Consider the following 13,167-nt stretch of genomic DNA (forward strand, 5'->3'; position numbering starts at 1 on the left):
GGCCCCCTCGACGGCGAAGGCAGCTACGGGACCACCGACTCCGGCGACGACAACGAACGCGTCCTGCGCTACATCGCCAAACTGACGATCAACCCCGCCATCGCCCACGGCCTCGCCCACGAGATCGGCTCCATCGAGGTCGGCAAACTCGCCGACATCGTCCTCTGGCGCCCCGACCACTTCGGCGCCAAACCCCAACTCGTCCTCAAGTCCGGGTTCCCCGCCTACGGCGTCACCGGCGACCCCAACGCCTCCACCGACCGCTGCGAACCCCTCGTCCTCGGCCCCCAGTTCGGCGCCCACGGCGCCACCGCCGCCGACATCTCCGTCGCCTTCGTCGCCCGCGCCGCCGTCTCAGGCGGCGACCAACTCCCCACCCGCCGCCGCCGCGTCGCCGTCCAACACACCCGCGGCATCGGCCCCAAGGACATGCTCCGCAACCACCGCCTCGGCGCCGTCGACGTCAACCCCACCACCGGCCTGGTCACCCTCGACGGAGACCCCCTCCAGTCCGAGCCGGCGGACTCGGTCGCGCTCAGTCGGCTCTACTTCCTCTAGACGACGAGAATGGCTGCGGCGAGGGTGTCCTCATCGCTCGTCACAAGACGAGCTTGGACACCCTCGTTCTCGTCTCCGCAGGCCCCCCTTGGACCACACCATCAGGAGGAACCGGTGTCATACCCGCCACCGCTCACCCCCGAGGAGAAGCTCGCCGACGCGAAGCAGCTGTTGAGCCTCCCGCGCATCGTCGTGATCTGCGGCTCCACCCGCTTCATGAGCGAGATGACCCAGGCCGACCTGCGCGAGACCAAAGCCGGAAAGATTGTCGTCAAGCCGGGCTTTGACATGAAGTCGCCGCACGAATGGTCCCACCCCGCCGAAGCCGAGGCGCTGAAGGCTCGACTCGACGATCTGCACCGGGCGAAGATCCGGCTCGCCGATGAGGTGCTCGTGGTCGGCGACTACATCGGGGACAGCACCCGAGCCGAAATCGCCTACGCCCGGTCGCTGGGCAGGCCCGTGCGCTTCACGCACCCCCAGGTCGACCCTGACGCCTGACCACCCGCTGCCACCTCGACGACCAGGCCGGAGTCCCCGGTGCCTCCTGGTGAGTGAGCCGCCTCTCCTGCCGAATTGATCGCGACGCCCACGTCACTCGATTCGGGCTCCGGCGGTCTGCCTGCGCCAGTGGTCCGTCACGGCGTCGGTGAAGGCCCGGGCCAGCGGCGAGAGCGCGTCCCAACTGCGCACCGACCAGCCCACGCTGAGGGCGGGCAGGGCAGGGATGGGGATCAGCCGCAGGTCCGGGTGATCGGCACCGGACCAGGCCGGGAGAGCGGGGACGACGGCGAGGCCGAGCCCGAGTTCGGCCAGCAGGATCGCGGTGTCCCAGTCGGTGACGCTGGTGTCGAACACCGGCCGGATCCCGGCTTCGCCGAGCCAGGCGCCGAGTTGCAGCCGGGAGGTGGAGTTCTGCGGCAACCCGATCAGCCGGGCGTCCTGAAGGTCCGCCGGTTCGACCCGGTCCTTGGCCGCCAGCGGGCTGGACGCCGAAACGGCCAACGCCCAGGGGACTTCGACCACGGGCCGCTGCTCGACGGCACGGTCGGTCGGCCCCAGCGTGATCCAGGCGAGGTCGACGCGGCCCGCGGCGAGCGCGTCGAAACAGCCGCGGCTGGAGGTCGCGGTCTCGAACTCCAGGCTGGCGCGCGGAAAGCGGCGCCGGAAGTCGACGACCGCCGCGGACATGAAGTGGCGGATGGTCGTGGCGCCGGTCGTGACCCGCACCGACCCGCCGTCCGCGCGCGCGGCCCCCTCGATCCGGCGCAGGGCGTGGTCGATGCCGCCGAGGCCCTCGGTGACCGCCGCGCTGAGCATGCGCCCGGCCGGGGTGGGCACCACGCCCCGGGGGTGCCGCTCCACCAGGCTCAGGCCCACCTCCCGCTCCAACCGCTTCACGTGCTGGCTGACCGCGGACTGCGTGCAGGACAGCTCCCGGGCCGCAGCACTCAGGGAGCCGGCCCGGCAGACGGCGGCGAAGACGCGGAGGTCGTCGAGGGTCACGGGGATCCAAGATATTGCTTGGGTGGATCGCAGTAAATCCGCTGATTGACTTGGATCTCGGGCACGCTTGATCATTGCTTCAGGGCCCAGGGCGGCAACCCGCCTGTCGCTCACCGGATCCGGACGTGGTGCGGCGAGGGGCAGGCGGGTGTCGACCCGCCCGCGTTCTGACGACCCGAGAGGCGCGACGACGATGGGGCGATCCACACCGGCCGAGGACCTGCTGCGCGCCCGTGGCGCCGCTGAGACGGAGCATCCGGGCGGCACCCTGCTCGACCACCTGACCCGCGTCACCCGCCTGCTGGCCGGGTGGGGCGCCGGGCCGGACGTGCAGGCGGCGGGTTTGTGTCATGCCATGTACGGGACGGACGGGTTCGACCACGCCCTGATGGGCCCGGACGAGCGCCCCCTGCTGGCCGAGGCGATCGGCGAGCGTGCCGAGGCACTCGCCTACCTCTACGCCAGCTGCGACCGGGGTTTCGTGTATCCGCGGCTGGCCGGCGGCGGCCTGCCGGTCGTCTTCCGCGACCGCTTCACCGGCCGGGAGCACACCCCGCCGGCACCGGACCTGTGTGCCTTCATGGAGATCACCGCCGCCAACGAACTCGACGTCCTGGCACACAACCCCGCTCTCGCCGACCGCTACGGCCCTTTCCTGCAGCGGCTGTTCGCGCGGGCGGGCCATCTGCTGACCGTGCCCGCCCAGGAGGCCTGCGAGCAGCGGCTCGGGCGGTACGCCGCGCCCGGGTGAGCGCCCGCGTCACGCCGGAGCCGGTCAGGCCGCCAGGCGGGCCAGCTCCGCGTCGACGGCGCCGACGACGAGGTCGCGGGCGTGGCGGAGCGGGAGGCTGCCGCTGAGCCAGCGGCTGCTGAGGCCCTCGACCAGGGCCGTGAGGCGCTCCGCGGACATGGCCAGCGCCGCCGCCCCCGCCTGCGGGTGGACGTGGCCGAGCAGCTCGGCGACGTCCTGGACCCAGACGAGGGTGGACTTGGCCACGTCCTCCTGGAGGTCGGGCTCGAAGACGGCGCAGGCCCGCAGCTCACCCCAGGCCGTGCTGTTCTCCCGGACCTCCAGGTCGTCCTGGAACTCCAACAGCAGCGTCTCCAGGAGCTCGCCGCGGGCGTCCAGCGGGGGCGCGTCCGGGTCGCGTTCTCCGGTGTAGCGGTCCGCCCGGTCGTTGATGAACTCCAGCGTGGCGCGGAGGATGCCCATGCGGTTCTTGAAGTGGTAGTAGATCAGCGCCGTGGACACACCGGCCTCGGCGGCGAGCTCCTCCACCCGCAGGCCCCGCACGCCGCGACGGGCGATGACCCGCGCGGCGGCCTCCAATAGCATCGTCCTGCGGTCGGCCACGCCCCGGCCATCCTCTCGCATGTGGTCCTGGTGGGAGGTCTACTCCTTCTGACTGAAATTGTAGTCCGTGTGCGACAGGGATCTCCAGGACGTCTCACGAGCCGGGCGGAGGCCGGGTCACTGCGCGGGTTGCCGCGCGGGTTGCCGCGGGCGGGCTACGGCGCCGGTTGGGGCTGCGTGACGCAGTGGATGCCGCCGCCGCCCAGGCCGATGTAGTCGATGTTGATCTGCTCGATCACCCTGCCGGGGAACATGCCGGCCAGCACCGCCTTGGCGTTCGCGTCGCTCGTGGTGTCGCCGAACTGCGCGGAGATCACCGCTCCGTTGCAGACGTAGTAGTTGGCATAGGAGTCGACGAAGTTCGTGCTGGTCTGCCGGATGTAGTTGTAGTCCGGCGCCTGCAGCTTGGTGACCTGCATGGCGGTGCCCTGGGCGTTGGCGGCCGCCGACAGCAGGTTGTACTGCTGCTGCTCGTCGTTGGACCAGATGTCCGCGGGGTCGGCCGGGTTGGGTGTCTGGACCAGGGCGGTGCCCGCGCCGACGAAGCGCGAGGTCGCGTCCACGTGGTCGTTGGTGATGTCCTGGCCGGAGATGCCCGGGAACCAGATGACCTTGGTGGCGCCGTACGCGGCGCACATGGCGCTCTCCAGTTGGGCCTGGGTCATGTTCGGGTTGCGCTTGGGGTCGACGATGCTGCTCTGTGTCGCCATCAGCGTGCCGAGACCGTCGGCCTCGATGGCGCCGCCCTCGCTGACGAACCCGGCTGCCGTGAACGGCACCCCGGCGTAGGCGGCGACGAGCTGCGCGACCTTGGCGTCGTTGGTGACCGTCTGCTGGCCGCCCCACCCGTTGAAGTTGAGGCCCACCGCGTCGAGGCCGCCCGCGCCGTTGGTCCGGAAGACCGGGCCGGAGTCGCGCATCCAGCAGTCGTTGACGGGGATCGAGGTGATCACGGTGACGTTGGGGTTGGTGCAGGCCGCCCGCGCGGACGAGGCGCTCGCCGGGTTCGCGCACATGATCACGGGCTCGTACTTGGCGATCGTGTTCGCCACCCGGGCGATGTTCGACTGGATCTGGGCGACGGAGGGCGACGAGCCGCGCCGGCCCCCGGCGCCGCCGGTCCAGATGGTCGGGTCGTCCGGCCAGGCCATCCAGGTGCGGGTGTGCTTCGCGCTGTCGATCGGCACCGCGAACGTCCCCGTGCCGCCTCCGGTGGACGTCGGGGTGGGCGTCGGGGTCGGCGACGGCGAGCCGCACGGGTCGGGGACGGTCGCGGCCCGGGCCTGCTGCGAGCCGCTGTTCGCCGCCCACACCACGCCGACGGTCGTCAGTCCCGCGATCGCCAGAAAGCCACGACGGTCCATCCGTCGACCCTGTCGCGCCGCCGGCTCCGGCGTCTCCTCGGCGGACTCCACCGGCTCCACGTGATCGGTCATGTCGTGCCTCCATGTTCGACATCCGACGGGCTTCCCGTCGGCTGCCGCGAAAGCTATAACTGACCAAGCGCTCGGTCAATAGTTGGGACGGGCGGACCGAACGAAAGGGAATCCGATGCTCGAGAACCGCGGGTTGGAGATCGTCGTCATCGCCGTCGTCGTGCTGCTGCTCTTCAGCGCGAAGCGCCTGCCCGACTCCGCCCGCGCCCTGGGCAGATCACTGCGGATCCTCAAGTCCGAGGTCGGCGCGATGCGTCCGGGAAGTCCGGAGAGTCCGGAGAGTCTGGAGCAGCACGACCACACGGCTCGATAGCGCCCGCACGCGCCGGTCAACGCCTCGGTGTGCGGGCGGAACAAGGAGGGACGCGGGCGCTCACTGCGGCAGCCCGCGCACGCCGACCCCGGGCTACTCGCCCGCGCCGGCGCGCAGGGTGAGCAGGGTGATCTCGCTCGGCGCGAAGACCCGGAAGGGCGGACCCCAGAAGCCGGCGCCCCGGCTGGTGTACAGCTGGGTCCGCTCGCCGTGCCGGCTCAGGCCGTGCACCACCGGCTGGTCGATCCGGACCAGGAAGTTGAACGGCCAGATCTGGCCGCCGTGCGTGTGCCCGGAGATCTGCAGGTCGATCCCGGCGGCCGCGGCCTGGGGCACGAACTTGGGCTGGTGGGCGACGAGCAGCACCGGCGCGGCCGGGTCCGCGCCCGTCAGCGCGCCGTCCAGGTCGGTGCGGTGCCCGTCCAGTCCGGAGGACTCGGCGGTCACGTCGTCCACCCCCGCGAGCACGAGGGTGTCCCCGCCGCGCTCCACCACGACGTGACGGTTGTGCAGCGCCTCCCAGCCCAGCTCGGCCATGCGGTCCAGCCAGCCCTGAGCCTCGCTGCCGTACTCGTGGTTGCCGGTCACGTAGACCCTGGCCAGCGTCGACCGGATCGCGCCGAGCGGCGCGGACTGCTCCCGGCGCTGGACGGGCGTGCCGTCGGCGATGTCGCCCGCGTGCACCACGACGTCGGCGTCGAGCGCGTTGACGGCCTCGGTGACGCGTGCCGACCAGCGCGCCCGGTCGATCGGCCCGTAGTGGGTGTCGGCGAGCACCACGACGCGCGTCCCGTCCAAGCCGCTGCCGAGCCGCGGGAGGTGGACGTCCAGCCGCTTCACGCGCGGCACGCGCATCGCCTCGTAGTGGCCCCAGCCCAGCAGCACGGCCGCGACCGCGGCGACCGCCACGGCCACCAGCCTGCCGCGGTCGGCGCCACCGACGCCGAGCCCGGCGAGCACGAGGCCCACCAGGCCGCCCAGCAGCGACCAGGTGAACAGCACCCAGACCACCCCGAGGGAGGTGTCCGCGAAGCGGGCCGCCCGGTCGTCGCGTCGGCGCCCGTGTCCCCTGACCATCAGGAAGGGGAAGGAGACCATCCACGCGACGAGGACCAGAGTGCCGGCCACGACGACCGGGACGGGCCAGCCGGCCCCGGCGACCAGCGTCCACCACGGCGGCAGACACAGCACCACGAGGACGACGACGAGCACGCCGATCCGCCGCCGCAGGCGCCGAGGGCGCGCGGACGCGGTCGGCTCCGCCTCCGGCCGGGGCCCCGGCCCCGCCTCGGACCCCGCCTCGGACCCCGAGCGGATGGATTGGATGTCTGCCACGTCGTCTCCTCACGTCCTGCGCCCGACTCAATCATCCGGCACGCGGGAAAGGAGGGAATCGCCCGGGTGCGGCAAGGGCGTTCAGCAGCAGGTGGCGACGCTCGCGGCCCCGGCGGACCCCCGTACCGCCGGGGACATGCGATCGTGTTCCGAACCTAGCCAACGCCGCGCGGCCCGCCCAGTTCCACTCTGCACAGGCAGAGCGGGGCCGGAGGTTCCACTCTGCACAGTGAGCGGCCTCGACCGGTAGCCTCTCCCCATGCCTCCCCGGTCCGAGCCCGAGCCCGAGTCCGCGTCGGAACGGGCCTACCGGCGGGCCGAGGACATCCTCGCGATGCAGCGGGCGGCACGCGGTGGCGGCAGCGGATCGGTGCTGAACTGGCTGACGGCCCGCACCCACGCCCGGGTACTCCTGGTCGCCCCCGACGGCGACCGGCTCGGTGACGGGGACCGGCAGGGCAGCGACGACCGGCAGGGCGGCGGCGACGAGGGTGTCGTCCTCGCCCACCGGGCGGCCGGAGAGTTGCGCACCCGCGGCCTGGACTCCCTCGTCCTCGACGAGGGCAACCAGGCGGTCGTGATCATCTCCCTGGGTGGGGACGACGCACCCGTGCTGGCCGCGGTCGCGTCGCGGCCGCTGCCGGACGGCCTGTCCACCCTGCTCGCGGACGCGTCCTCGGTGCTGGACCTGTGCTGGCGCACCGAATGCGCCGAGCAGCGGTGGCGGCGCCTGGAGCTCACCGAGGCGAGCAACCGCGAAGCGGTGCTGCACCTGCTGATGAACGGTCACGTCACCACGGCCCGGCAGATCGCCGACCTGCTGGAGCCCACGCTGCCGGACGTGATGCGGTTCCATGTCGTGGAGTCACCGCCGCACCTGCGCGACGACGTGACCCGCCGGTGCGTGGGGCTGGCGCCGGGCGCGTGGGTGGTCCCGTGCCCCGTCTACCACGACCATGTGCTGGTCCTCGCCCCGGCGTCCCTGACCACCTCGGCCTCGGCCCCGGCCTCGACGCTGGCCTCGACACTGGCGTCGACGCTGGCCGCGGCCCTGGACGACTGCCTGGTGGGCGTCAGCGACTGCGTTCCACTGCGGGACACCGCCCTCGGCTACGAGCAGGCGTTCCGCGCCCTGGTCACCGCGCGTGGCCGCGCGGGGCGCTGGGCGACGTTCGCCCACCGACCTGATCCGGTGCTCGTCATCGGCCCGGAGCTGCGACCCTGGGCCCGGGACCTGCTGGCTCCGCTCCGCTCGCACCGGGCCCGACGCCCGCAGGATCCGGACAGCGCCGAACTGGCCGTCACGGCCGCGTCCTGGCTTGCCTTCTCGGCGCAGGCCGCCGCCCTGCTCAAGATCCACCGCAACACCGTGTCGGCCCGGCTGCAGCAGGTCGAGGGCCTGCTCGCGCTCGACCTGGACCGGCTGCCCGACCAGGCCCTGCTCTCCCTGGCGCTGCGCGCCGAGGCGCAGCTCCCCGCTCCACCGGACGACGACGCGCCGCCCGGCCCGCCCGCCGGGCTCGACGCCCTGCTCACCCGCCCCACCGTGCTGGAGTGGGCCCGAGGCCTCCTGGCCCCCCTTGATGAGGCGGGACTCCGGCCCACGCTGGACACCTGGCTCCGTCACGACGCCCGGCTCGCCCCGACCGCCGCCGAGCTGGGCCTGTCGACCACCGCGGTGCGCAAACGTCTCGGCCGGGTCGAGCACCTCCTCGACCGGCCGGTCCTGCGTCCCCCCAGCGACCGGTTCGACCTCTGGCTCGCCCGCCGCGCCCTGCGCCTCGCGGACGCCCCCGCCCCAGCCGCCGACCTCCGGGAGACGCGCGTGTGAACCCCTCGCCCGCCGCGCGAGCGGCGCGCGAACTGCCGGTTGCCGAGCACTGGTTCCGTCGCGGGCCGCACGCCGAACGGGAGAGCGGCCGGGTGAGCCGGGGTCAGCGCGGCCCGGCGCAGGATCATCCGACCGGGCGGGCCAGCAGGGCGCGCGCCGCGATGTCGACCATGCGCTGGTAGCGGGTCTCGCGCGTGGCCGCGTCCATCGCCTCGCCGGTGCGGATGTGGTCGCTGACGGTGAGCACGGTGAGGGCCTCGCGCTGCTCGGCGGCGGCGACGGCGTACAGGCCCGCGGCCTCCATCTCGACGGCGAGGGTGCCGAGTGCCGTCAGCCGGTCGATGACCTCGGGACGGTCGAGGTAGAAGTAGTCGGAGCTCAGCACCGGCCCGACCTGCGCGTCGTCGCCCGCCGCGGCGAGCGCGTCGACGAGGAGCCGCGGGGACGGCGCCAGGGAGAGGGTCACGCCCGGCACCCGGACCGTGGCCGCGGTCGCGTCGGTGTGCGCGGCCGAGACCACGATCACGTCACCGAGGCTCAGCGACTCCTGCAGGGCACCCGCCGTGCCGACCCGGATGATGCGCTGCACCCCGTAGAACCGGAAGAGCTCGGTGGCGTAGATGCTCATGGACGGCGCTCCCATACCGGAGGCCATCACGGACATCGGTTCGCCCCGGTAGGTGCCGGTGAAGCCGAGGATGCCGCGCACGTCCGTCACCTGCCGGGCGTCCGTCAGGAAGTCCTGGGCGATGCGGCGGGCGCGCAGCGGATCGCCCGGCATCAGCACGCGGGGCGCGAAGTCGGCGGGCCCCGCGGCGATGTGCGGCGTGACCATCAGCCGAGGTCCTTCAGGTCGGGGAGCTTGTCCATCACCTCACCTTCGGTCAGGCGGGTCGACCTCGCAACAGCTCGGCTTGATCCGCGTCCCGATGGACAGGAATCCCGCATGACCGACAGCAGCGGTGAACTCACCGTTCCCGAGATGATCCATGCCAACCGGCGCAACTGGGACGCCCGCACGCCCGTGCACACCGCGAGCGCCTTCTACGGCCTCGACGGCAGCCGCCGACCCGACGACTGGTTCGCCCCGTTCGAGTGGACCGATCTCGGCGAGCTGCGCGGGCGATCGGTGCTGCACCTGCAGTGCCATCTGGGGGCCGAGACCCAGGCGTTCTCCCTGCGCGGCGCGGCGCCCGTGGTCGGGCTCGACCTGTCCGGGGCCTCGGTCGCGGAGGCCAGGAAGCTGGCCGCCGGGGCGGGGCTGGACACCGGTTTCGTCCAGGCCGACGTGTACGACGCGGTCGCGGCCCTCGACGGGCGGCGCTTCGACGTCGTCTACACCGGCAAGGGCGCGCTGTGCTACCTCCCGGACCTGGACCGCTGGGCCTCGGTGGTCCGAGAGCTGCTCGCTCCCGGCGGCCTGCTGTACGTCGTGGAGTTCCATCCGCTGCTCAACGCGCTCGGCCCCGTCCCTGACCCGGACGAGCAGGACGGCGAACTGCGGCTGCGCAACGACTACCTGGGGGGCCGGGGGCCCGAGCGCCACGCGTCCGGCCGCACGTACACCGACGGACCGTCGCTGGAGCGGGACCAGGTCAGCTACGAGTGGCGGCACGGCATCGGCGACGTCGTCGACGCGCTGGTGGGTGCGGGGCTGCGGCTGGAGTCGCTGCGGGAGACCGACCTGCTCCCGTGGCCTCGGTTCGCGGCGATGACGCGTGACGAGAGCGGCTGGTGGCGCCTGCCGGGCGACCGTCCGCGCGTGCCGCTGATGTTCGCCCTGCGGGCCACCCGACCGGCCTGAGTCGCCCCGCGCCCCGAGCCCCGGCCGGTCCGGGAGCCGCGCCCCGCGCCGTCCGCCGGGCCGTCCCGGGACGGACCCCGGACCGGCCCCGACCACGGCACCTGAGGTCGCTACACTCTGCCCGGACGCGGCCCGGCGGCATGCGCACGAGCTGCTCGGGAGAGCTTCATGAACCTCAGGTCCTCGCAGTGGCCGCTGACCGCGCGCGACGAACAGCTGGCCGACTTCGACGCCGCGTGGGGCACCTGCCGGGGGCTGGTGGTCTCCGGTCCAGCCGGTGTCGGCAAGACCCGGCTGGCCGAGGAGTTCCTGGCCCGAGCGGTGCGGTCGGGCTTCCGGGGTGGCCGGGCGACGGCGACGGCCGCGGCCGCGGAGATGCCGTTGGCGGCGATCGCCCACCTGATCCCGCCGGGTGTGGACCTGTCGGATCCGGTGGCGGGCTTCACCGCCGTGGCGCGGCGGCTGGCCGGCCCGGGCCGGGACCGACGCTGGGCGCTGCTCGTGGACGACCTGCATCTGCTCGACTCGGCCTCCGTGGTGCTGCTGCGCCAGCTGACGGACGCCGGCGTGGTCCGGCTGCTCGGCACCCTGCGGACCGGACAGCCACTCGGCGCCGCCGTGGTGGCGCTCTGCGGCGATCCCTCGGTGCGCCGGGTGGACGTGGGCGCCTTCACCCCGCAGCAGACCGACGCCGTGCTGCAGCAGGCCCTGGGCGCGCCGGCGGCGCGGCGCACGTCCTTCGAGCTGCACCGCGTCTCCGGCGGCAACGTGCTGTTCCTGCGCGAGCTGGTGGAGGGGGCGTCGGCGGCAGGACGGTTGACCTTCGACGGCGAGCTGTGGTCGCTCACCGACGGGGAGCCACAGGCGACTTCGCGGCTGACCGAGCTGGTCGACGCCCGGTTGGGCGCCGTCCCGGAGCAGGGCCGGGCCGTGCTGGAACTGCTGGCCCTGTGCGCGCCGGTGCCGCTGGCCGACGCGCAGGCGCTGGCGCCGCTCCCGGTGCTGGCCGATCTGGAGGCGGCCGGTCTCGTCCGTACAACGACGGACCGTCGCCGGACCGAGGTCTGCCTCGCGCACCCGCTGTACGGGGAACTCCTCCGGGCCGGCCTCGCACCGCTGCGCCGTCGCCACCATCTCCTGGCCCAGATCGAACGCACCACCGCGGGTGGCGCGCGGCGACGCGACGACCGGCGTCGGCTGGCCGCGTGGCAGCTCGCCGCCACCGGCACCGCCGATCCGGCGCTGCTGCTGGAGGCCGCGTCGCTGGCCCGCTACGCCCACGACTACCCGCTGGCCGCCAGGCTGCTGCGCGCGGCCGAGGCCGAGGGACGGCAGTCGGTCACCACGCGGCACCTGCTCGGCGAGGTCCTGTTCGAGCTTGGCGACACCGTCGAGGCGGAGGCGGTGCTCGCCGACGCGGACGCCGCCGCCGTGAGCGAGTCGGACGTGGTGGCGGTGGCGATCTCGCGCACCATGAACCTGTTCTGGGCCGCAGGCCGCACCGACGACGCGCTGGCGGTGATCGCGCGGGCCCAGGCCCGGGTCACGGGGGAACCGTGGCTGCGGATGCTGCGCTACAGCGAGGCGGCGGTCCGCATCCCGGCGGGCCAACCCGAACACGGGCTGGCCCTGTTGGACGACCTGCACCCCGAGCTCGACGCGCACCCCGACCTCGACCCGTCGGCCGAGCTGCGGCCCGCGGCCGACGCGCGGCCCGGTCCGGACGGCGGCGCGGACCCGGCCCCATGGCTCGCGGGGGCCATGATGAAGGTGGCCGGCCTGGACCTGACCGGTCGCAGTGCCGAGGCCGCCGCGTTCGCCGAAGCCGTCCACCGCAGTCACGAGCGGCTCGACCAGCGGAGCCTGTATCCGCACCCGGCCTCGCAGCTCATCGGCCTGAGCGCGTCGCTGCGCGGACTGGGTCGACTGGCGGAGTCACGCGAGGTCGGCGAGCGGGCGTTCAAGCAGCTGACGGAGGCGGACATATCCGTGCCCGCCATCTGGCTCGCCATCAACCTGGGCCTCACCGAGTGGCTGGCCGGGCGGCCGGCCACCGCCCGGCGCTGGTACGCCGAAGCCGCCGCCCGGGCCCGGACGCAGCGCAGTGCGAACGCCCTGCACGCGGCCCTGCACGGCATCGCGGCCTGCGTCGCCGTCCTCGGCGACGGCGCGGCCGCCCGCCGCCTCCTGGCCGAGGCGGACGCCGGGACGGGGCTTCCCCTGTACCGCGACACGGCCTATCTGGCCCGGGCGTGGACGGCCGCGGCCGGTGGCGACCTGGACGGTGCCCGCCGCGTCCTGCGGGTCGGGGCCGCCGAGGCGGCCGCGGCCGGCATACGGACCACCGAGTCGCTGCTGCTGACCGAGACGGCCCGCCTGGGCGGCGCCCGCGAGGTCGTCGAGCGGCTGCGCGAGCTGGCCCCGTCGTGCCAGGGGGCCTGGCCCGCCGCCCGGCTGTCCCTGGCCACCGCCCTGGCGTGTGACGAGCCGGACCAGCTGCTCGCGGCGGCGGTGGAGCTCCAGACCCTGGGCGCCGACCTGACGGCCGCCGAGGCCGCCAACAGCGCCTCGGTCGCCCTGCGCCGAGCCGGCCGCACCCGTGCCGCCACCGCTGCCGCCCGCCAGGCGGCTTCCTGGGCGGCCCACTGCGAGGGCGCTCGCACCCCACTGCTGCTCCCCGCCGAGACCACCACCGCGCTCAGCGGCCGGCAGCGCGAGATCGCCCTGCTCGCCGCCAACGGTGCGACCAACAAGAGGATCGCCGGAATGCTCTCGCTGTCGGTGCGCACGGTGGAGAACCAACTCCAGCGCGCCTATGTGACGCTGGGCATCGCGGGACGCCAGGAACTCCCCGCGGCGCTGGGCGTATCGGGCGTCACATCCGCAGGGCGACAACCAGAATGATCGCGACGAGCATGGCGCCGACGGCCCAGGCCAGCGTCCGTGCGGATTCGTTGCGCCACAGAGTCCTGACGATTTTCTCGCGGAGCACGGACAATCTCCGTTCAAGTATTCAACGGGGCAAGCGGA

At 73.6% G+C, this 13,167-nt stretch carries 12 protein-coding genes; 7 read left to right on the top strand and 5 right to left on the bottom strand.

The window, feature by feature from the left end:
- Positions 1–558 (top strand): amidohydrolase family protein (locus BMY61_RS23710; protein WP_143094485.1); only part of this gene is annotated, 558 nt, incomplete at its 5' end.
- Between the two features lie 114 nt (positions 559–672).
- Entirely contained in the window at positions 673–1,059 is a 387-nt protein-coding gene (locus tag BMY61_RS23715) for a hypothetical protein (RefSeq protein ID WP_042444031.1), read from the top strand.
- Positions 1,060–1,152: 93 nt separating this feature from the next.
- Here BMY61_RS23715 and BMY61_RS23720 read toward each other — a convergent pair whose 3' ends face one another.
- On the bottom strand, positions 1,153–2,064 hold the full coding sequence (locus BMY61_RS23720; protein WP_042444033.1) for a LysR family transcriptional regulator: 912 nt from the start codon (positions 2,062–2,064) through the stop codon (positions 1,153–1,155).
- Between the two features lie 193 nt (positions 2,065–2,257).
- Here BMY61_RS23720 and BMY61_RS23725 point away from each other — a divergent pair, with 193 nt between their 5' ends.
- Positions 2,258–2,815 carry a DUF6817 domain-containing protein gene (locus BMY61_RS23725; protein WP_042444036.1) on the top strand — a complete coding sequence of 186 codons (558 nt, stop codon included), beginning with the start codon at positions 2,258–2,260 and terminating at the stop codon, positions 2,813–2,815.
- Positions 2,816–2,839: 24 nt separating this feature from the next.
- On the opposite strand, the gene BMY61_RS23730 is transcribed toward BMY61_RS23725, so the two are convergent.
- Positions 2,840–3,400 carry a TetR/AcrR family transcriptional regulator gene (locus tag BMY61_RS23730; protein ID WP_425314704.1) on the bottom strand — a complete coding sequence of 187 codons (561 nt, stop codon included), beginning with the start codon at positions 3,398–3,400 and terminating at the stop codon, positions 2,840–2,842.
- 173 nt (positions 3,401–3,573) lie between these two features.
- Complete coding sequence (locus tag BMY61_RS23735) at positions 3,574–4,854, bottom strand: agmatine deiminase family protein (RefSeq protein WP_082014821.1); 1,281 nt, start codon at positions 4,852–4,854, stop codon at positions 3,574–3,576.
- 115 nt (positions 4,855–4,969) lie between these two features.
- Between BMY61_RS23735 and BMY61_RS23740 the strand changes: the two genes are divergently transcribed.
- On the top strand, positions 4,970–5,167 hold the full coding sequence (locus BMY61_RS23740; RefSeq protein ID WP_042444041.1) for a twin-arginine translocase TatA/TatE family subunit: 198 nt from the start codon (positions 4,970–4,972) through the stop codon (positions 5,165–5,167).
- Between the two features lie 93 nt (positions 5,168–5,260).
- On the opposite strand, the gene BMY61_RS23745 is transcribed toward BMY61_RS23740, so the two are convergent.
- Positions 5,261–6,502 carry a metallophosphoesterase gene (locus BMY61_RS23745; RefSeq protein ID WP_082014822.1) on the bottom strand — a complete coding sequence of 414 codons (1,242 nt, stop codon included), beginning with the start codon at positions 6,500–6,502 and terminating at the stop codon, positions 5,261–5,263.
- A gap of 259 nt (positions 6,503–6,761) precedes the next feature.
- Between BMY61_RS23745 and BMY61_RS23750 the strand changes: the two genes are divergently transcribed.
- Positions 6,762–8,333, top strand: coding sequence for a helix-turn-helix domain-containing protein (locus BMY61_RS23750; protein ID WP_236655905.1), 1,572 nt, complete (start codon positions 6,762–6,764; stop codon positions 8,331–8,333).
- Between the two features lie 124 nt (positions 8,334–8,457).
- Here BMY61_RS23750 and deoD read toward each other — a convergent pair whose 3' ends face one another.
- Positions 8,458–9,168 (bottom strand): purine-nucleoside phosphorylase, encoded by a 711-nt coding sequence (deoD, locus tag BMY61_RS23755; RefSeq protein WP_042444045.1) that lies wholly within the window; start codon positions 9,166–9,168, stop codon positions 8,458–8,460.
- A 111-nt stretch (positions 9,169–9,279) separates the two neighbouring features.
- On the opposite strand from deoD, the gene BMY61_RS23760 reads away from it, so the two are divergent.
- Both BMY61_RS23760 and BMY61_RS48445 read left to right on the top strand, forming a co-directional pair.
- Positions 9,280–10,137: a class I SAM-dependent methyltransferase gene (locus BMY61_RS23760; protein ID WP_042444047.1), complete on the top strand. Its 858-nt coding sequence runs from the start codon at positions 9,280–9,282 to the stop codon at positions 10,135–10,137.
- A gap of 168 nt (positions 10,138–10,305) precedes the next feature.
- Entirely contained in the window at positions 10,306–13,041 is a 2,736-nt protein-coding gene (locus BMY61_RS48445) for a helix-turn-helix transcriptional regulator (protein WP_042444048.1), read from the top strand.
- Positions 13,042–13,167: the final 126 nt, after the last annotated feature.

It is taken from the genome of Streptacidiphilus jiangxiensis (assembly GCF_900109465.1).
Taxonomy (GTDB): domain Bacteria; phylum Actinomycetota; class Actinomycetes; order Streptomycetales; family Streptomycetaceae; genus Streptacidiphilus; species Streptacidiphilus jiangxiensis.

What these genes read in the sequence shown, in the direction of transcription:
- BMY61_RS23725 (WP_042444036.1), top strand. Translation starts at nt 2,258, where the DNA reads ATGGGGCGATCCACACCGGCCGAGGACCTGCTGCGCGCCCGTGGCGCC.
- BMY61_RS23730 (WP_425314704.1), bottom strand. Translation starts at nt 3,400, where the DNA reads ATGCTATTGGAGGCCGCCGCGCGGGTCATCGCCCGTCGCGGCGTGCGG.
- BMY61_RS23735 (WP_082014821.1), bottom strand. Translation starts at nt 4,854, where the DNA reads ATGACCGATCACGTGGAGCCGGTGGAGTCCGCCGAGGAGACGCCGGAG.
- BMY61_RS23740 (WP_042444041.1), top strand. Translation starts at nt 4,970, where the DNA reads ATGCTCGAGAACCGCGGGTTGGAGATCGTCGTCATCGCCGTCGTCGTG.
- BMY61_RS23750 (WP_236655905.1), top strand. Translation starts at nt 6,762, where the DNA reads ATGCCTCCCCGGTCCGAGCCCGAGCCCGAGTCCGCGTCGGAACGGGCC.
- deoD (WP_042444045.1), bottom strand. Translation starts at nt 9,168, where the DNA reads ATGGTCACGCCGCACATCGCCGCGGGGCCCGCCGACTTCGCGCCCCGC.
- BMY61_RS23760 (WP_042444047.1), top strand. Translation starts at nt 9,280, where the DNA reads ATGACCGACAGCAGCGGTGAACTCACCGTTCCCGAGATGATCCATGCC.
- BMY61_RS48445 (WP_042444048.1), top strand. Translation starts at nt 10,306, where the DNA reads ATGAACCTCAGGTCCTCGCAGTGGCCGCTGACCGCGCGCGACGAACAG.